Raw genomic sequence first — 17,405 nt, forward strand, 5'->3', positions numbered from 1 at the left:
GCTTTGAGCGCTCCAAAGCGACCAGAAGTGACGGATCGAGGTGGGGCGGGTGGGGTGAGAGGAACTAGGGGGCCGGAGCGGGCGCGGGAGCCTTTGGGGCGTTCGCCACGATCTCGGCCACGTCGTCGGCTGTGACCTGCAGGGTGCCGAGCACCTTGCCGGGGTTGAAGAGGTGCTGCGGATCGGCCGAGTCGAACAGGCCCTGGATGAGCGCCACGCCGCCTTCGGAGATGTCCTGCTCCATCCACGGCGAGTGCTCGACGCCCACACCGTGGTGGTGCGACAGGGTGCCGCCGGCGTCCTGGAACGCCTGCTGGATGGAGTACTTCACCACCTCGTACTGCGCGATCGGGTCGTCGCCGTGCACGAACGCGAAGGTGAAGTAGAGGCACGCCCCCGAATGGTAGGAGTGCGAGAGGTGGCACATGATCCAGCCGTGCACGCCCAGCGCCTCATAGGCCTTGTCGGCGGCAGCGACGGTGGTGTCGTACACCTCCTGCAGCTTCGACCAGGGCGCGGCCGTCTCCGACACGTCGGCCGCGGCACCGCGATCGAGGAGGAAGTCGCGGAGGTAGGGGGTGTCGAACTTCTTCTGGTCGTAGAGGGCGCCGGGGCCCTTGCCGACGCCGAGACCGCCGTGCTTCTTCACGATCGCGCCCACGAGCTTCTTCTCGTACGACACGTGCGACGCGGAGCCCTCGTAGCCGATGAAGGAGAGGCACATGTCCTCGAGCACCCAGCCGCGGCGCTTCAGCACCGACATCAGCACGCTCTGCGCCGCGCCCGAGATGCCCTTCGACGCCTTGCGGGTGGCCAGCGAGAAGCCGCTCTCCCGCGCATCCGACACCCGGGTGATCGACGGCGACGCATCCGATTCCGAGATCTCGTGCATCGCGGCGAGGCCGGCCTTCCAGTTCGGGAAGAAGTAGGCCTGCACCTCACGCACCTCGGGCACACGGTGAACCTGCACGGTGACCTCGGTGATGACGCCGAGTCGCCCCTCCGAACCGATGATCATCTCGCGAACGGATGGCCCGGTGGAGGTGGACGGCAGGGGCCGCAGTTCCACGATCGTGCCGGGGCGCACCATCCGGAGCCCGCGGGCGATGTCGGCGATGTCGCCGTACTTGTCCGACTGCATGCCGGAGGAGCGGGTGGCGACCCAGCCGCCGAGCGTGGAGTGCGTGAAGCTGTCGGGGAAGTGCCCCAGGGTCCAGCCCTTGGCACCCAGCTGCGCTTCGATGTCGGGGCCCTGGGCACCGGCCTGGATGCGGGCGAGACCCGATCCTTCGTCGATCTCGAGCACGCGGTCGAGGCGCCCGAGGTCGAGCGACACGATGGTGCGGGTCTCGTCGGGCAGCGGCTCGAGGCTGCCGGCGATGTTGCTGCCGCCGCCGAAGGGGATGATCACGGCGCCCTCGGCGACCGCCGCGTCGACGATCTGCTGCACGTCCCACTCGTCGGCCGGGTAGACCACGATGTCGGGAACGCGCGCGATCTCGTTGCGGCGGATGCGCAGCAGGTCGCGGATGCTCTTGCCGTAGGTGTGCACCACGCGCACCATGTCGTCGGTGTGCGCGTTCTCCTCGCCCACGATGGCCACCAGGGTCGCCTCGAACGACGGCGAGAGGCGGGGCGGCGCGATGGTGAGCTGGTCGAAGTCGAGCGGCGGAACCGGCGGGGTGCGCACATCGAGGGCCACGGCCTTCTGCACGAAGGGCACGAAGTCGGGCTTGTCCTCGAAGTGGAAGCCGACGCCCTCGAGACCCCAGCCCCACCACTTCATGTGCTTGACGTCGGTCATGCTGCCCCTTTCTCGGAGTTTCGGGTGTCAGCCGAGCTGATCGGCAACGCGGGGATGGCAGCGGTGCCCGCCCCGGTGGAATGCAGTCGGCGCACTTCGCGCTCGATGCGGGTCGAGAACTGGTCGGGCGTCTCGCCCGGAAGCGCGAGCATCGGCTGCCCGAAGACCACCGCGACCGGCGGGCGGCCCGGGATCGGCCAGTTGCGTCCGCGCGGCATGGCGAGGCTCGCGCCCACGATGGCCACCGGAACGCAGGGCACGTCGCACGACATCGACAGCGCGGCGGCGCCGGGCTTGAAACCGGCCATCGCGCCGGTCTTCGAACGGGTGCCCTCGGGGAAGACGAGCAGCGGAACCCCGCGGTTCAGCAGCTTCTTCGACACGCCCGGCTTGGCGGCCGTTCCGGTGCGGTCGATCGGGAAGGCGTTGAAGAACAAGGAGGTGAGGATGCGCCGCCACCAGATGTCGAAGAAGTAGTCGGCCGCGGCACCGGCGGCGAGGTAGCGCCCGAGTCGCCGGGGCAGCGCGCACATGATGAGCGGGGCATCCAGGTGGCTGGAATGGTTCGCCACCGCGATGAACGCGCCGTGCACGCCCTTCACGGCGTCGTGCCCGCGCACACTGACGCGGGTGATCGACCAGACCACGGGTTTCAGCACCATGCGCTGGGCGACGAAGCGCATCCCGGCCATCACGCCCGAGGTGAAGCGGTCTTTGGGAGCCCGGATCAGGTGCGGATGCTTGTCGGTCATGGAGTCACCGTCACTTCTGCCGGTTTGTTCCGGCTCGAGGAGATGCGGCCCGAGACCCAGCGGATGACGCGCCGCGGGAGATGACGGGTGAAGAAGAGGAGCACCTTGAAGCGTGCCGACGGCACCGAGAGCACCTTGCCGCGGGCGACGTCGCGCAGGCACTCCTCGACGAGTTCGTCGGCGTCGAGCCAGAGGAAGCTCGGGATCGACCTGGTGCGGATGCCCGCGCGGTCGTGGAATTCGGTGCGCACCCAGCCGGGCAGCACCGCGGAGACCTGCACGTTCGTCGAGCGGAGTTCGACGGCGAGCGACTCGGTGTATGCCGTCGTCCAGGCCTTCACCGCGGAGTAGTTGCCGGTGGCGATCGTGCCCGCCACGCTCGAGACGTTGAGGATGGTGCCCTTGTGCCGTGCGGTCATCGCCCGGCCTGCTGCGCCGCCCAGGATGAGCACCGCGAGGCACATCACCGTGAGCGCGCGCTCCTGCACGCTCACGTCGCGTTCGAGCAGCGACCCGTGGATGCCGAAACCCGCGTTGTTCACGAGGAAGTCGATCGGCTCGTCGGTGCTCTCCAGCCGAGCGGCCACGCGATCGATGTCGGCGCGCACCGCGAGATCGGCCGAGATCGTCTCCACGCGCGTCGCACCGTCACGGCCGAGTTCTTCGGCCATGCTCTGGAGCCGGGATTCGTCGCGAGCGACCAGCACGAGGTCGTAGCCTCGCAGCGAGAGCGCTCGGGCGAATGCGGCACCGATACCGGATGTGCCACCGGTCACCAGAGCCGTCGCCATCTGCTTAGGATACGCTACGGAGTGCGTAGCGTCAGACGTGCGCACCCGAAATCCACCCCACGTACGCCGCCCACGCGGAGGGATCCCGTTGTCCGGAGAGCAGACGATGTCCGTCGAAGAAGAAGCACCCCTTCCCTTCGACGTGCGCGATTTCGCCCGGACGGCGGTCGGCAGCCACCGCGACTCGATCGACCTGGCCGCCTTCGCCGAGCATCCGCTCGACCCCGGCACCGTGCGCATCCTCGCCTACATGCGCGAGCTCGAGCGCTCGACCATGACCTACCTCCGCAACGTGCTGGTGACGCCCACCCACAAAGACGCGCGGGTCACCGCCTTTCTCACCACCTGGGCGTTCGAGAAGTACTGGATCGCCGACGCCTTCGAGGTGATCGTGCAGGCGCACGGATACGACGCCGCCGGAATCCAGGATCTCCCGCGCCTGCGCGCCCTCGGCCTCGAGATCGCGGAGCGTGCGACCCCCATCGTGGAGTCGTTCCGCGCCAACTCGATCGGGGCCGACGTCATCGGCCTGCACCTCGCCTCGGTGACGATCGACGAGTGGATCACCGAGGCCGCCCACCTCCGCCTCGCCGCTCTCGACCCGCACCCTGAGCTCGTGAAGCTGCTCGCCACGGTGCAGACCGTGAAGGCACGGCACCGCCGGTTCGTGGAACCCGACGCGGTGCGCCGACTCACCGACTCGAAGCGGGCGCGCTCGCTCGCCCGGCGCGCTCTGCCGCGCACCAGCTGGCCGATCGGCGCCTCGAGTCTGCGCCGGTCGGAGACGGCCTTCTTCTACCGCACGCTCGTCAGCGAGGCACTCGCGACGGAGATCGACGAGCACGTGCGGAGCACGCTGCCGGGTCTCAGCACGCTCACGCTGGTGAGCACTGCTCGACGCCGCGCGCTGGCCAGGGGCGGTGCCTCGAACGAGGTGGCACGCCGATTGGGTCGCGCGGCATCGCTGCTCCGGCACCCGCGCGCTGCGACCGCCGCCGGCGGATCCACCGGATCGGCCGCCGCCGACACCACTGGCGCAACACAGACGACCGGCACCACCGACACCACTGGCGCAACACAGACGACCGGCACCACCTCCACCGACACGCACACCGAACAGAAAGGCGGAGCGCCAGGATGACCGACGCCTCCCCGACCGACCCCACCACGCCGCACGCGGCCCCGAACCCCGGCTTCACCCTGGGCTCGTCGCACGTGCTGCTCACAGGGGCCACCGGCTTCGTGGGGCAGGCCGTTCTCGAGCGACTGCTGTCGTCGCATCCGGACACCCGGATCTCGCTGCTCATCCGCCCGAAGTCGACCACCAGCGGCGAATCGCGGCTCACCACGCTGCTCAAGAAGCCCGTGTTCCGCACCTGGCGCGAGGCCGTCGGCGAAGCCGAGGTCGAGCGGGCCGTGCGCGAGCGCATCACGGTCATCCAGGGCGACCTCGCCAACCCGGGCGAGCTGCCCGGCGACCTCGACGTCGTGATCCACGGCGCCTCCACCGTGAGCTTCGACCCGCCCATCGACGAGGCGTTCCAGACCAACGTCGACGGCGCGACCGGCATCTACGGCGCCCTGCTCGCCTCGGGCAGCGACCCGCACGTCGTGCACGTCTCCACCGCCTACGTGGGCGGGATGCGCAAGGGCGTGCGCCTCGAGGCCTCGCTCGAGCACGACATCGACTGGCGCATCGAGAACGCCGCCGCGAAATCGGCCCGCCTCCGTGTGGAGATGGCCTCGCGCCAGCCCGAGGTGCTCAGCAGTCTGCTCGCCGCCTCGCGGGCGAAGCTCGGCAAGGTGGGGCCGCAGGCCGTCGCCGCCGACGCCGAGGCCGCTCGCATCGAGTGGGTCACCAAGCGGCTCGTCGAGAGCGGCCGCATCCGCGCCGAGTCGCTCGGCTGGACGGATGTGTACACGCTCACGAAGGCCTTCGCCGAGCGGGCCGCCGAAGAGCTCTGGGGCACCGCCGGGCACCGCCTGTCGATCGTGCGCCCCTCCATCATCGAGAGCGCTCTGCGGCATCCGTTCCCCGGCTGGCTCGACGGCTTCAAGGTGGCCGATCCGCTGATCATGGCCTACGGGCGCGGACAGCTGCCCGAGTTCCCGGGCGTGCCCGACTCGATCCTCGACGTCATCCCGGTCGACTTCGTGGTGAACGCCATCCTCGCCGCCGCGGTGACGCCCGCGAAGGTCGACGAGCCGAACTACTACCAGGTGGTCTCCGGCGCTCGCAATCCGCTGCCGTTCCACACGATGTACGAGAACGTCAAGGAGTTCTTCACCACCAACCCGATGCCGCACGTCGACGGCCCGATCCAGGTGCCCTCGTGGCGCTTCCCGGGCGGCCGTTCGGTCGAGCGCACCCTGAAGCTGCAGGAGCGCCTCGCCTCGGCCGCCGACGACGTGGTGGGCCGGATGCCGTCGACCACCCGCACCCGACGGTGGACCCAGGCGCTGCACCGCCGCCAGTCGGGCCTCACCCAGTTGCGCTACTTCGCCGAGCTCTACCGGGCCTACGTGCAAACCGAGCTGATCTTCGACGACCGCAACACCCGGGCTCTGGACGCGACCGTTCCCGAGGAGCTGCGCGCCGACGTCTCCTTCAACGTTGTCGACATCGACTGGCACGACTACTTCCAGAACGTGCACTTCCCCTCGATCACGGGGCTCACGAAGGCCTACGCCTCGCGGCCGGCCGGCAAGGCCCGCGCCAAGCGCGCCCTGCCGGTGCGGAGCGACGTGCTCGCGGTCTTCGACTTCGAGGGCACGGTGGTGGAGTCGAACCTCGTTGAGCAGTACCTCTGGGTGCGGCTCGGCCTCATCCCGAAGGCGCAATGGCCGCAGGAGTTCGCGTCGCTGATGCTCTCGGTGCCGAAGTACCTGCGGGTCGATCACCGCGACCGGGGTGAGTTCATCCGCACCCTGGTGCGCCGCTACCGCGGCATCAAGGTCGCCGACCTCGAGCAGCTGGTACAGGGGCGTTTCGGCGCCGCGATGCTCTCGCGGGCCATCCCGGATGCGCTCGATCGGGTCGCGCAGCACCGCGCCGCCGGTCACCGCACCGTTCTCGTCACCGGCGCCACGTCGTCGGCCGCGGAACCGTTCGCGCAGTTCTTCGACGACGTGGTGGCCGGCGAGATGCACGCCAACAAGGGCGTGCTCACCGGCTACCTCGCCACTCCCCCGCTGGTCGACGAGGCGCGCGCCGCCTGGCTGCGCGAATACGCCACCCAGCACGGGGCGAACCTCACCCAGTCCTACGGCTACGGCGACAGCCTGGCCGACGTGGCCTGGCTGCAGTTGCTGGGAAACGCCACCGTGGTCAATCCCGACACCGAACTGTATCGGCACGCGCAACGAACCAAGTGGACGGTCGAGGACTGGACCAGACGTTCATCCGAAAGTCAGCTGGTTCCCGGTAACCTGAGCCTGCTGCCCGACGCCCAACGGCCGACCGCCGCGAAGCCCGCACCCGAGGAAGGAGACCGGTCGAACGCGAACGACGCGCGCTGACCGACATCTCTCATGGCATTCGACATCGACAAGTACACGGAGACCTCGCAGAAGGTCGCGTGGCAGGATCTCGACTTCTCCGACTTCCGCGAGCATCCGCTGCCCGAGGGCACGCTGCGGTCGCTGCGCTACATGTGCGACATCGAATACCACACGGTCTGCTACCTGCGCGACATGCTGGTGACTCCCTCGCACAAGGATGAAGACGTCACGGCGTTCATGACGATGTGGAACCGCGAGGAGTTCTGGCACGGCGAGGCCCTCGCCGCCGTTCTCGCCGAGCACGACGTGATCGTCGACTTCGACGAGCTCAAGGCCACGCGCCTGAAGCTGGGCTGGAAAGACCGCCTCGATCCGGTGAAGCAGTCACTGCTCGGCAACATCGTGGGCTCGGGCTTCATCGCCGTGCACATGGTGTGGGGAGCGGCCAACGAGTGGTCGGCGGTCGCCGCCTACAACCGGCTCGCCGATCTCGAGGCGCATCCGGTGCTCGCGGAGCTCTTGCGCCGCATCGCGAAGCAGGAGGCACGGCACGTGGCGTTCTACGCCACGCAGGCGCGCGAGCGTCTCGCCAAGAGCAAGAAGGCTCAGGTGCTGGCGCGCTTCGCGCTGAAGAACTTCTGGGGCCCGGTGGGCTCGGGTGTGATGACCGACGCCGAGGTCAAGCACGTGATGGGCCACCTCATGGGCGGCCCCGACGGCCGTCGCGAGGCCGCCAAGATCGACGCCCACATCGCCCGCATGCCCGGCCTCGACGGCCTCACCATCGTGCAAGACGCGCTCGACGCCCGAGGCATCGCCGCCTGACCTCATCGCGACCCGCCAAAATCCGCCCCATTCCGCCTGGATTCGGGGCGGATTTTGGCGGGTCGCGGTGAGTGTCAGCGGTTGACGGTCGACATGTCGGGGTAGCGGTCGCCGACCGCGGGCGCGATGGCGTCGAGGCGGGCGAGCTGCTCCTGGGTGAGGTCGAGCGCTGCCGCGCCGACGTTCTCTTCGAGGCGAGCGACGCGCTTGGTGCCGGGGATCGGCGCGATGTCGTCGCCCTGCGCGAGCAGCCACGCCAGAGCCACCTGCGCCGGTGTGGCGCCGAGCTCGGCGGCCACCGCGTCGACGGTCTCGACGATGCGGATGTTCGCCGCCAGGTTCTCGCCCTCGAAGCGCGGGTTGTTGCGCCGGAAGTCGCTCTCGTCGAGTGCATCGACCGAGCGGATCGTGCCGGTGAGGAACCCGCGACCGAGCGGCGAGTACGGCACGAAGCCGATACCCAACTCGCGCAGGGTCGGCAGGATCTCGGCCTCCGGATCGCGCGTCCAGAGCGAGTACTCGGTCTGCAACGCCGTCACCGGCCGCACCGCGTGGGCGCGCCGGATGGTGGCCGGCGCCGCCTCCGAGAGCCCGTAGTGGAGGATCTTGCCCTCGTCGATCAGCTCGCCGAGTGCGCCGACGGTCTCTTCGATGGGCGTGTTCGGGTCCATCCGGTGCTGGTAGTAGAGGTCGATGTGGTCGGTGCCGAGCCGCTCGAGCGACCCTTCCACCGCGAGACGCACGTTCTCGGCGCTGCCGTCGAGGCCGTACGACCCGTCGCCCCGGTGGAGCAGGGTACCGAACTTCGTGGCCACCACGACTTCGTCGCGACGGGAGCCGAGCGCCTTGCCCAAGAGCTTCTCGTTCTCATACGGACCGTACATCTCGGCCGTGTCGAAGAACGTCACGCCCAGGTCGATCGCGCGGTGGATGGTGCGGATCGACTCCGCCTCATCCGTTCCCGCGCCGGTGTAGAACGCGCTCATGCCCATGCAGCCGAGCCCCAGCTGCGACACCTCGAGGGGGCTCTGACGCCCCAGGGTCACTTTTCTCATCGTGTTTCGGTCCTTTCTCGGTAGCCCGCGATCTTGTAGTCGATCGCGGCCAGGCTCTTGGTCATCTCGTCGAGTTGGGCGACCACCGACATCCGGTGGCGCAACAGCAGCTCGAGGCGCGCCTCCTCGGTGTCGTCGCCGCTGCGCGCGAGCGCCGCGTACTCCTTGATGCGCGCGATCGGCATCGCCGTGAGCCTCAATTTGGTGAGGAAGCGCAGCCAGCCCACGTCGGCGTCGGTGTAGCGGCGGTGCGTCGACGAGGCGCGGCCGACCGGGCGCAGCAGCAGGCCCTCACGCTCGTAGTAGCGCAGGGTGTGCGTGGAGACTCCGACCCGCTCGGCGACCTCGGCGATAGAGAGGAGGTGGTCGGTGACGGTCATGATCTTCACGATAGGACTTCGAGTGCGCTCGAAGTCAAAACGGTGGCAGGGTTCAGATCGAACGTCCATACTTCAGTCATGAAGTTCACGAGCACGATCCTGGCCAGCGGCAAGACGGCGACCGGCATCCCGGTTCCCGAGAGTGTCGTCGAGGCGCTGGATGCCGGCAAGCGCATCCCCGTCGTCGTCACGATCAACGGGTACAGCTACCGCAGTTCGATCGTGTTCTACTCGGGACAGTTTCTCATCGCGCTGAGCGCCGAGAACCGCACCGGGGCCGGAGTCGCGGCCGGCGACGAGATCGAGGTCGACGTCGAGATCGACGACCAGCCCCGCGAGGTCGACGTGCCGGCCGACCTGGCGGCGGCCCTCTCGCAGGATTCCGACGCGGCGTCCGCTTTCGCGGCCCTCTCCTACTCGAAGAAACGAGCGATCGTGCTGAACGTCGAGGCCGCGAAAACCCCCGAGACCCGCCAACGTCGGGTCACAAAGGCACTAGCCGACCTGGTCTGACGACCACCCGAAGGCGCAGCCGAGATGGCAAGCTGCGGGCCGCGCTCGACGACCCAGGGTGAGCGCGTGGCCGGAGGGCTCGACCGCAGGCCGGGCCCTCCGACCGCACGCGAACATGTCGCCTCGCGCCGCAGAAGCGGCGGCGCGAGCAACGAGCGCCTGACCGGCCTCCGGCCGGCCGGGCGCGGAGTAGTGACGGAGCGGAGCCTATGGCTCAGTGTCTGCGCTGGCTCGGCAGCACCGAGAACACGATGAACAGCGACGCCGAGACGCAGAGGATGCCGCCGAAGAACACCCAGGCGTTGGAGAACTGGCCGAAGAGGAAAAGTCCGACGAGGAACAGCAGAATCGCTCCGATTGCAGCGAGCACGTTCATTGTCATTCCTCCGTCGTCAGTGGCTTCCTCAATACTAGAGGGTGTGAGCGATCGAGCCGACGAGGTGCCGGGTGTGGTGGTGGGAGACGACGGACTCGCCCGGCCGGTCTGGGCATCCGTCGATCCGCTGCTGCGGGAGTACTACGACACCGAGTGGGGAATGCCGGTGCGCGATGAACAGGGCCTGTTCGAGCGGGTGAGCCTGGAGGCGTTCCAATCGGGTCTGTCGTGGGCCACCATCCTGCGCAAGCGCCCGGCTTTTCGGGCGGCTTTCGACGGCTTCGATCCGGATGTCGTCGCGGCATACGGCGACGACGACGTGGCGCGCCTGCTCCAGGATGCCGGGATCATCCGCAACCGTGCGAAGATCACGGCCACGATCCACAACGCCCGGGCCACGGTCGCGCTGCGCGACGACCCCGACGTGGAGGGCGGCCTGGCCGGCCTGATCTGGTCGTTCCAGCCCGCCGAGACGCCTGAGCCCGTGGCCTTCGCCGACATCCCCACCACCTCGCCCGAGTCGGTGGCCTTGTCGACGGCGCTGAAGATCAAGGGATTCCGCTTCGTCGGACCCACCACCATGTTCGCGCTCATGGAGGCCGCGGGCATCGTCGACACCCACCTCGTGGGCAGCCATCGCCGGGGCAGCTCGGGGGTCTGGGCGCGTTGATCGGCACGTTCTCCGGCGCTGTGCGTCCCGGGGCTCGCGATTCGCGCGCGGGTCTGGTTCGCTAGAGCCATGAGCGACGAGAAGCAGCCGGAGATCGTCATCCGGAACGAACCCGACAAGCACCGCTACACCATCGAGGCCGACGGCCACCAGGTCGGCTTCACGCAGTACACCGACCGCGGCCAGCAGCGGGTGTTCCTGCACACCGAGATCGACCCGGCCGAGGAGGGGCGCGGCTATGGCAGCGCCCTCATGGCCGGCGTGCTCGGCCAGGTTCGCGAGGCGGGCCTCCGGGCGGTGCCGATCTGCCCGTTCATGGCGGGCTACCTCGAGCGCCATCACGAGTTCGACGACGTGGTCGACCCGGCCACCATCGAGTTGCGCGCCTCATTGCGCTGATTTCGGGAGGAGGAGAACACGACGACGCGCTTGCACGCGGGTCGTTCGACGTAGCTCCTCCCGAAACGGCCGTCAGTCGGAGAGCGCGCTGAGGATGTTGCCCGACGGATCGAGGAACCACACGATGTCGGGCCCCCTGTTCGCAGCCTTGCCCCGCAGCACGCCCTTCTCGTCGTGCGGCATCCCCTCGTAGCGCTCCATCGTGACCCCAGCAGCGGTGAGTTCGTCGACCGCGACGTCGATGTCGTCGACTGCGAAATTGAGGATGGTGAAGGTCGCGGGCACGTGGTCGTCTTTCGGGTAGGCGATCGCCGCCGCTCCTCCGGGCAAGGTGATCTCGAGGATGCCCATGCCGTTCAGCTTCACGTCGAACCCGAGGGTCTCGCCGTAGAAGACCCGGGCCGCCTCGATGTCGTCGACGCTGAATCCGCTGAAAGCGTGCTTCGTGGTGAGCATGATCGTCTCTCCTGTGTCTGTCGCCGTGGCCTTGATGTGTACAGTGTCCACAATGTCACGGACGAGGCCGCGCGTCCACCGCTCAGCCGACGGCCGCGTGCCGCCCCACTTTCGAACGCAGGTCCTTCCGCAAGATCTTGCCCGAGGTCGACTTCGGGATCACCTCGATGAATTCCACCATGCGCACCTTCTCGTGCCCGGCGACCCGCTCGGCCACGTAGGCCATCACGATCTCTTCGTCGATCTCCGCCTCGGAGCGGCGCACCACGAAGGCCTTCGGTACCTCCTGGCCGTCGTCGTCGTCGATGCCGATCACGGCGGCGTCGACGACATCCGGATGCGTCAGCAGCACCGCCTCGAGCACCGCGGGCGCCACCTGGTAGCCCTTGTACTTGATGAGTTCCTTCAGCCGGTCGACGATGGCGTACACCCCGTCGCGGTCGACGGTCGCGATGTCACCCGTGTGCAACCAGCCGTCACGGTCGAGGGCGTGCGCGGTCGACTCCTCGTCGCGCAGGTAGCCGCGCATGACCTGCGGCCCGCGAACGAGGAGCTCGCCGGGCGCACTCGGCCCCTTTCGCGGCACCCGCACGGCGAGACCCGAAGCGGGGTCGACGACCCGGCACTCGGTGTTCGGCAGCGCCAACCCGATCGACGACCGGTCGATGTCGGGCCGGTCGACCGGAATGGCGTGCGTCACCGGGCTCGCCTCGGTCATGCCGTAGCCCTGACAGACGGTGCAGCCGATCCGATCCGCCACCGCCCGGGCGAGCTCCCCGTCGAGCGGGGCGGCACCGGAGAAGATGACGTCGACTCCCGAGAGGTCGTAGTCGTCGACGAGCGGATGCTTGGCCAGGGCGACCGCGATCGGCGGCGCGATGAACAGCCACGTGCAGCCGTGCGTGCTCGCGATTCTGAGGAACTCGGCCAGGTCGAACTTCGGCATGGTGACGAGGGCCGCCCGTTTCATCAACGCGAAGTTCAGCAGCACCGTGAGCCCGTAGATGTGGAAGAACGGGAGCACGGCGAGCGCCCGGTCGTCGCGCCCGAGCGGGATGACCTGCTCGCTCTGCAGCACGTTGGCAACGAGGTTGCGGTGCGTCAGCATCACGCCCTTCGGATGCCCGGTCGTGCCCGAGGAGTACGGCAGCACGGCGAGGTGGGTGGCCGGGTCGAAATGCACCTCGGGCGGTGCCGCCCGGTCGAACAGGAGGTCGCGGAGCGAGGGGTGACCCTCGGCGCCGTCGATCACCACGAGGTGGTCGTCGGCGATGCCCACGGCCCGAGCGGCCTCGGCCGCCTGCGGCAGCAGGGGCGAGAGGGTGAACAACCAGTGCGCATCGGCGCTCGTCAACTGGTTGGCGATCTCGCCGACGGTGTAGAGCGAGTTGATGGTGGTGGCGGTGCCGCCGGCGCGCAGCACGCCATGGAAGACCGTGGCGAAGTCGGGCACATTGGGGCAGAGGATGCCGACGGTGTCTCCCACCGCGAGGCCGCGCGCGGCGAGCGCGCCCGCCAGGGCGTCGATCTGGGCGATCAGCTGCCGGTAGCTGGTCTCGTCGCCCGAGGTGCCGTCGACCAAGGCGATGCGGTCGAGGTCGGCCTCGTCGAGGTCGGCGAACAGCAGTTCGTAGACGCTCTCCGCGGGGATCTCCACGTCGGGATATGTCGATCGGGTCATGATCTATCTCCTTCGATAGCGATTGAGCTATTTGACTACCCCTCACCCTTTCTCCGCAACTGTGTTGTTGCCGGGGGCCCGCGCGGCGCGGGAGCCAGCGCGGTACCGTCATCACCATGAAAGCAGTCGTGATCCGCGAACCCGGCGACGCATCCGTTCTGGAGATCGGCGAGGTGCCCGATCCGGTGCCCGGCGAGGGCGAGGTGCTGATCGACGTGGTCGCCGCCGGGGTGAACCGGGCGGACGTGTCGCAGCGGCAAGGCCACTACCCGCCGCCACCCGGATCTCCGGCGTGGCCGGGACTCGAGGTGTCGGGAGTGATCGCCGAACTCGGGCCCGGCGCCGCAGACGGCGGGTTCGCGGTCGGCGACCGGGTGTGCGCGCTGCTCGGCGGCGGCGGGTACGCCGAGCGGGTCGCGGTGCCGGCCGGTCAAGTGCTCCCCGTGCCGAAGAGCGTCGACCTGGTCGAGGCCGCCGGGCTGCCCGAGGTGGTGGCCACCGTGTGGTCGAACGTCTTCCTGCTCGCCGACCTCCGCGCTGGGGAAACGCTGCTCGTGCACGGCGGATCGAGCGGGATCGGCACCATGGCCGTGCAGCTCGGACGAGCCTTCGGGGCCCGCGTGGCGGTGACCGCGCGGTCGGCCGAGAAACTCGAGGCGTGCCGCGAGCTCGGCGCCGACATCCTGATCGATTACACGCAGGACGACTTCGTACGGCGGATCAAGGACGAAGCGGGTGGTGCCGACGTCATCCTCGACGTGGTGGGTGGCGACTACCTCGACCGCAACGTGCGGGCCCTGAACGTGAACGGGCGCATCGCCAACATCTCCAGCCTCGGCGGCGGTCAGGCGAGTCTCGACCTCAACGCGCTGATGATGAAGCGGGGCACCATCCGCTCCACCAGTCTCCGGGCCCGGCCGGCGGCGGAGAAGGCCGAGATCATCGCGAGCGTGCGCGAGAACGTGTGGCCCCTGGTCGAGAACGGCGGCGTGCGCCCGGTGATCGGTGCGCGCTTCCCGCTCGCGCAGGCATCCGGAGCGCACCGCCTGATGGAGTCGTCGGAGCACGTGGGCAAGATCCTGCTGGTGGTGTAGAGCTAGTTCTCCGCCAGCACGATGATGCGGTCCCCCGCGGTGAAGGCGATGCGCGCGGTCTTCGGCGGGTTCACGTGCACGCCGTAGGCTCGGGTGGCGTCGTGCGCGTCGGCAGCGATGCGGTAACCGATCGCGGTCTCTCCGCGGAGGAGTGCGGCCTCGGCCACCGTGTAGAAGTCGACCGCGATGCCGGGCTCGATGTAGGAATCCGCCGGTCGCAGGTAGATCTCGCTGCCCTCGCTCGAGAAGAGGGTGGCGAAGACCTCGGCCAGCAGCCGGTTCTCGCTCACCTGGGAGAGCATCAGGCTCACGAGCTTCTCGCTCACGATGAAATCGTCGGCGTTCGTGACCTCGGCGAGTTCGCGGTTGCGGTCGTCGAGCATCTCGCTCACCACGTTCAGGTCGACGTCGTTCCGTTCGGCGATGTCGCGCAGGTGCAACAGGGTGATCAGGGTGCGGGCGTCGGCGCGCTGGGCGGGCAGCGCATCCTTCTCGGCCAGCACGATGATGTGGTCGTAGCGGTAGACCTCCAGGGCGTCGAGCGTGCGCCGACTGGTGGGATCGGCGCGTTCCACCGTGACGTCGAGACCCCCGAGCACCGGCAGCTCGGGGCATTCACCGGTCGCGACCACGCGCACCGTGGAACCGGCCGCCACGTAGTCGCGCAGTTCGCGGAGCATCATCGCCAGGCCCGTGTTGCACCCGAGCACGAGCGTGTGCTCAGGGCTCGCCTCGGTCGGTCGCGGCGCGACGATGGCGGATCGCTCGGGCGCCACGGGAGCGGCGAGCACGATGGTGCTGTCGTCTTCGGCGATCACGATGAGCTGGTCACCGGGCGCCAGCACCGTGTCGGCGGGCGGGTTGACGGCGACGGATGGCGCGGGCGCACCCGGGGCGGCGTCGACTCCGCTCGCGACGCCGATGACGGTCGAGGTGGCGAACGCCGACTGCACCTCGCCGTAGGTGCGGCCGACGAGCGAGGGCTGCTCGGTGAAGTAGATCTCGTCGCCGCCGAAGTCGAGCAGCTCGGTGTAGACCACGCTGAGGCCGCTCTGCCGGCAGGTCTGCACCGTGACCCGGCTGATCAGGTCGCTCGCCAGCACCCAGTGCGTCTCGTCGCGGCCCACGAGCCGGGCTGCTTCGAGGTTGGCCGGGTCGTCGAGTTCGGCCACGATGTGGAAGTCGCCGTCGCGGCGGTGCGGGTTGTTGGTGAGGGCGAGGGCGGTCTTGATGACGGTGGAATCCGGGTCGTCGTCGCCCTCGGAGGCGAGGATGACGATGCTGCGGGCGTCGTGCGGGCTGCCGAGCTCGAGGTCGTTGAGATTCATCGGGTCGCCGGATCGGCAGATCACCCGGGTGCGACCGGTCTTTCCCGCTTCGGCGCGGATCGCATCCTCCATCTCGACCTTGTCGCGGTCGGCGAGCACCACGATGGCGCTGCGGCCGCGCGACTCGTTCGCGATGGCGAGTTCGCTCACGATCGAGAAGACCTTCGGGCTCCAGCCGAGGATGAGGGTGTGACCGGATTCCAGCACCCGGGAGCGGCCCTTGCGGAGCTCCTCGACCTTGCTGTCGAAGGCGCCGGAGATGATGCCGATGAGGCTGGCCACGATGATCAGGCCACCGATGGTGACCACGAGCATGAGGGCGCGGAAACCCCACCCCGAGTCGCCGCCCATCGTGCCGGGATCGAGGGTGCGCATCAGGTTGCCCCAGAGCACGTCGAGGAAGTCGGCCGAGGAGGCGTCGTCGGGGTAGGCGTGCACGACGTAGACCACGACGGCGAGGATGATGACGAAGACGGCGGTGGCGGCACCCAGGAGGAGCATGAGGGCGACGGTGCCGCGCGACATCCAGTCGTCGAAGCGGTAGCGCAGGCGTTCGCGCAGGGCGGGCTTGTCCATGGGGCTCCTTCGGCCGGGCTGCTCGAACCCTAGTGCCTGAGAACCGCTCACGTCTCGCCCCTCGTTCGGGGGCTGGCTGGTTGCTGCGCGGGCGCTGCGCCGTGCATCGAATCGCCAAGACACGCCGCAACGCAAGCCCCCATACCGACAATTCTTGGCGAATGGGTGGCGGAACCCTTGACGGCCGGGCACCAAACACAGCTCACGCCAGACGGATGCCGCTCTGCAAGCGCGGCCGCAGCTCGAACGCCCGATCGATGCTGGCGCGGTCAGCGGTGCCCACGCCGTTGCGCAGCAGCTGCGGGAGCAGCGATCGGCGCACCACGATCGCGCCGGCCAGCCGCCCGCGTTGCACGACGTGCATCGGTTCGGCGAGGGCCGCATCCGGAACCACCACGACGAGATTCGTGAACTTCACGCCCAGCGAACGACCGAGCGAGCGCGCCCCGCGGCTCAGTTCGTGCAGGGGCTCCTCGTCACGGTGCACGCCGTCACCCACGATCTCGCCCTTGTGCAGACGAACCTCGCCGCCCCAGTCCTCGGACTGGATGGCGAACAGGCCGGCCGGACCGAGCACGACGTGATCGATGGTCTCGGCCACGCCGCCGGCGGTGCGGCCGGTGAGCACGTTGTTCCAGATGGTGTAGCCGATGCCGAGCGTGCCGACGATGCCCGCCGTCGCCTCCTCGGCGATCGCCTTGGCCAGCCAGCCGCGGATCTCCCGCGGTGCCGACCGCACGAGAGCCGGGTCGTAGGGATCGGGGATGCTCGCGCCGCGGCCCACCCATTCGCGCAGCAGCGTGAGGTAGTGCTCGCGTTCCTGCCCGCCCGGATGCCCGTAGCTGCGCGCCCGCACCGAGGAACTCGCGGCGCGGCCGGTGCGGAAACCCGACTGGAAGCCACCGCCGGGCGTCGACGCCGACCCGGATGCGCCCGCCGCGTGCGCCTCGCCGCTCCCGTAGCCGCCGGGCGCCATCGTGCGGGCGCCCTGGCCACGGTCGTAGGCAGCACGGTCTTCGGGCGTGCCGACCCGCTCCCAGGCGTGCTGCAGCTGCACGAAGAGCGCAGCGTCTCCCCCGGTGTCGGGATGCGTCTGCCGCAGCAGCCGCCGGTACGCCCGCTTCAGCTCGTCGTCGCCCGCGGCGGGGTCGACCCCCAGCACCTCGTAGGGGGTGCGGGCGGCGGGGCTGTCGGACACCCGACA

17 protein-coding genes are annotated in these 17,405 nt (G+C 69.1%); 7 read left to right on the forward strand and 10 right to left on the reverse strand.

The window, feature by feature from the left end:
• Window positions 1-64 precede the first annotated feature (64 nt).
• From BLW00_RS11785 to BLW00_RS11795, 3 genes are read right to left on the reverse strand one after another with little or no spacing between them, the layout of a single operon-like run.
• Window positions 65-1,804, reverse strand: a complete 1,740-nt coding sequence (locus BLW00_RS11785) for an FAD-binding oxidoreductase (RefSeq protein ID WP_092554111.1) — start codon at window positions 1,802-1,804, stop codon at window positions 65-67.
• On the reverse strand, window positions 1,801-2,556 hold the full coding sequence (locus BLW00_RS11790) for a lysophospholipid acyltransferase family protein (protein WP_092554114.1): 756 nt from the start codon (window positions 2,554-2,556) through the stop codon (window positions 1,801-1,803). The genes BLW00_RS11785 and BLW00_RS11790 overlap by 4 nt, the downstream gene beginning before the upstream one ends.
• The gene (locus tag BLW00_RS11795) at window positions 2,553-3,347 is read right to left on the reverse strand and encodes an SDR family NAD(P)-dependent oxidoreductase (protein ID WP_092554117.1); all 795 of its coding nucleotides are present in this window, start codon (window positions 3,345-3,347) and stop codon (window positions 2,553-2,555) included. Before BLW00_RS11795 ends, BLW00_RS11790 begins: the two co-directional genes overlap by 4 nt.
• A gap of 106 nt (window positions 3,348-3,453) precedes the next feature.
• Between BLW00_RS11795 and BLW00_RS11800 the strand changes: the two genes are divergently transcribed.
• From BLW00_RS11800 to BLW00_RS11810, 3 genes are read left to right on the forward strand one after another with little or no spacing between them, the layout of a single operon-like run.
• Window positions 3,454-4,488, forward strand: coding sequence for a hypothetical protein (locus BLW00_RS11800; RefSeq protein ID WP_175494232.1), 1,035 nt, complete (start codon window positions 3,454-3,456; stop codon window positions 4,486-4,488).
• The gene (locus BLW00_RS11805; protein ID WP_092554120.1) at window positions 4,485-6,866 is read left to right on the forward strand and encodes an HAD-IB family hydrolase; all 2,382 of its coding nucleotides are present in this window, start codon (window positions 4,485-4,487) and stop codon (window positions 6,864-6,866) included. Before BLW00_RS11800 ends, BLW00_RS11805 begins: the two co-directional genes overlap by 4 nt.
• A 12-nt stretch (window positions 6,867-6,878) precedes the next feature.
• The gene (locus BLW00_RS11810) at window positions 6,879-7,673 is read left to right on the forward strand and encodes a ferritin-like domain-containing protein (protein WP_092554123.1); all 795 of its coding nucleotides are present in this window, start codon (window positions 6,879-6,881) and stop codon (window positions 7,671-7,673) included.
• A gap of 74 nt (window positions 7,674-7,747) precedes the next feature.
• Here BLW00_RS11810 and BLW00_RS11815 read toward each other — a convergent pair whose 3' ends face one another.
• Window positions 7,748-8,728 (reverse strand): aldo/keto reductase, encoded by a 981-nt coding sequence (locus tag BLW00_RS11815; protein WP_092554126.1) that lies wholly within the window; start codon window positions 8,726-8,728, stop codon window positions 7,748-7,750.
• Window positions 8,725-9,108: a MerR family transcriptional regulator gene (locus tag BLW00_RS11820; RefSeq protein ID WP_092554735.1), complete on the reverse strand. Its 384-nt coding sequence runs from the start codon at window positions 9,106-9,108 to the stop codon at window positions 8,725-8,727. The genes BLW00_RS11815 and BLW00_RS11820 overlap by 4 nt, the downstream gene beginning before the upstream one ends.
• A gap of 78 nt (window positions 9,109-9,186) precedes the next feature.
• Here BLW00_RS11820 and BLW00_RS11825 point away from each other — a divergent pair, with 78 nt between their 5' ends.
• The gene (locus BLW00_RS11825) at window positions 9,187-9,621 is read left to right on the forward strand and encodes a YdeI/OmpD-associated family protein (protein WP_092554129.1); all 435 of its coding nucleotides are present in this window, start codon (window positions 9,187-9,189) and stop codon (window positions 9,619-9,621) included.
• A gap of 214 nt (window positions 9,622-9,835) precedes the next feature.
• On the opposite strand, the gene BLW00_RS24045 is transcribed toward BLW00_RS11825, so the two are convergent.
• A complete protein-coding gene (locus BLW00_RS24045; RefSeq protein ID WP_245741536.1) occupies window positions 9,836-9,997 on the reverse strand; it encodes a hypothetical protein in 162 nt (53 codons plus the stop codon).
• Window positions 9,998-10,040: 43 nt separating this feature from the next.
• On the opposite strand from BLW00_RS24045, the gene BLW00_RS11830 reads away from it, so the two are divergent.
• Both BLW00_RS11830 and BLW00_RS11835 read left to right on the forward strand, forming a co-directional pair.
• On the forward strand, window positions 10,041-10,667 hold the full coding sequence (locus BLW00_RS11830) for a DNA-3-methyladenine glycosylase I (protein ID WP_281242408.1): 627 nt from the start codon (window positions 10,041-10,043) through the stop codon (window positions 10,665-10,667).
• Between the two features lie 69 nt (window positions 10,668-10,736).
• Window positions 10,737-11,066, forward strand: coding sequence for a GNAT family N-acetyltransferase (locus tag BLW00_RS11835; RefSeq protein WP_092554132.1), 330 nt, complete (start codon window positions 10,737-10,739; stop codon window positions 11,064-11,066).
• Window positions 11,067-11,138: 72 nt separating this feature from the next.
• Here the strand turns inward: BLW00_RS11835 and BLW00_RS11840 are convergent, their stop codons facing one another.
• Window positions 11,139-11,522 (reverse strand): VOC family protein, encoded by a 384-nt coding sequence (locus BLW00_RS11840; RefSeq protein WP_092554135.1) that lies wholly within the window; start codon window positions 11,520-11,522, stop codon window positions 11,139-11,141.
• 82 nt (window positions 11,523-11,604) lie between these two features.
• Entirely contained in the window at window positions 11,605-13,203 is a 1,599-nt protein-coding gene (locus BLW00_RS11845; RefSeq protein ID WP_092554138.1) for an AMP-binding protein, read from the reverse strand.
• A gap of 116 nt (window positions 13,204-13,319) precedes the next feature.
• On the opposite strand from BLW00_RS11845, the gene BLW00_RS11850 reads away from it, so the two are divergent.
• Complete coding sequence (locus tag BLW00_RS11850; RefSeq protein WP_092554141.1) at window positions 13,320-14,297, forward strand: NAD(P)H-quinone oxidoreductase; 978 nt, start codon at window positions 13,320-13,322, stop codon at window positions 14,295-14,297.
• A 2-nt stretch (window positions 14,298-14,299) separates the two neighbouring features.
• On the opposite strand, the gene BLW00_RS11855 is transcribed toward BLW00_RS11850, so the two are convergent.
• The gene (locus BLW00_RS11855) at window positions 14,300-16,201 is read right to left on the reverse strand and encodes a CASTOR/POLLUX-related putative ion channel (RefSeq protein WP_092554144.1); all 1,902 of its coding nucleotides are present in this window, start codon (window positions 16,199-16,201) and stop codon (window positions 14,300-14,302) included.
• A 202-nt stretch (window positions 16,202-16,403) separates the two neighbouring features.
• Window positions 16,404-17,399 carry a DnaJ domain-containing protein gene (locus tag BLW00_RS11860; protein WP_092554147.1) on the reverse strand — a complete coding sequence of 332 codons (996 nt, stop codon included), beginning with the start codon at window positions 17,397-17,399 and terminating at the stop codon, window positions 16,404-16,406.
• Window positions 17,400-17,405 lie beyond the last annotated feature (6 nt).

It is taken from the genome of Herbiconiux ginsengi, from assembly GCF_900107435.1.
In the GTDB taxonomy this organism is placed as follows: domain Bacteria; phylum Actinomycetota; class Actinomycetes; order Actinomycetales; family Microbacteriaceae; genus Herbiconiux; species Herbiconiux ginsengi.

Coding starts and splice junctions, on each gene's coding strand:
- BLW00_RS11785 (WP_092554111.1), bottom strand. CDS start 1,804: ATGACCGACGTCAAGCACATGAAGTGGTGGGGCTGGGGTCTCGAGGGC.
- BLW00_RS11790 (WP_092554114.1), bottom strand. CDS start 2,556: ATGACCGACAAGCATCCGCACCTGATCCGGGCTCCCAAAGACCGCTTC.
- BLW00_RS11795 (WP_092554117.1), bottom strand. CDS start 3,347: ATGGCGACGGCTCTGGTGACCGGTGGCACATCCGGTATCGGTGCCGCA.
- BLW00_RS11800 (WP_175494232.1), top strand. CDS start 3,454: ATGTCCGTCGAAGAAGAAGCACCCCTTCCCTTCGACGTGCGCGATTTC.
- BLW00_RS11805 (WP_092554120.1), top strand. CDS start 4,485: ATGACCGACGCCTCCCCGACCGACCCCACCACGCCGCACGCGGCCCCG.
- BLW00_RS11810 (WP_092554123.1), top strand. CDS start 6,879: ATGGCATTCGACATCGACAAGTACACGGAGACCTCGCAGAAGGTCGCG.
- BLW00_RS11815 (WP_092554126.1), bottom strand. CDS start 8,728: ATGAGAAAAGTGACCCTGGGGCGTCAGAGCCCCCTCGAGGTGTCGCAG.
- BLW00_RS11820 (WP_092554735.1), bottom strand. CDS start 9,108: ATGACCGTCACCGACCACCTCCTCTCTATCGCCGAGGTCGCCGAGCGG.
- BLW00_RS11825 (WP_092554129.1), top strand. CDS start 9,187: ATGAAGTTCACGAGCACGATCCTGGCCAGCGGCAAGACGGCGACCGGC.
- BLW00_RS24045 (WP_245741536.1), bottom strand. CDS start 9,997: ATGAACGTGCTCGCTGCAATCGGAGCGATTCTGCTGTTCCTCGTCGGA.
- BLW00_RS11835 (WP_092554132.1), top strand. CDS start 10,737: ATGAGCGACGAGAAGCAGCCGGAGATCGTCATCCGGAACGAACCCGAC.
- BLW00_RS11840 (WP_092554135.1), bottom strand. CDS start 11,522: ATGCTCACCACGAAGCACGCTTTCAGCGGATTCAGCGTCGACGACATC.
- BLW00_RS11845 (WP_092554138.1), bottom strand. CDS start 13,203: ATGACCCGATCGACATATCCCGACGTGGAGATCCCCGCGGAGAGCGTC.
- BLW00_RS11850 (WP_092554141.1), top strand. CDS start 13,320: ATGAAAGCAGTCGTGATCCGCGAACCCGGCGACGCATCCGTTCTGGAG.
- BLW00_RS11855 (WP_092554144.1), bottom strand. CDS start 16,201: ATGGACAAGCCCGCCCTGCGCGAACGCCTGCGCTACCGCTTCGACGAC.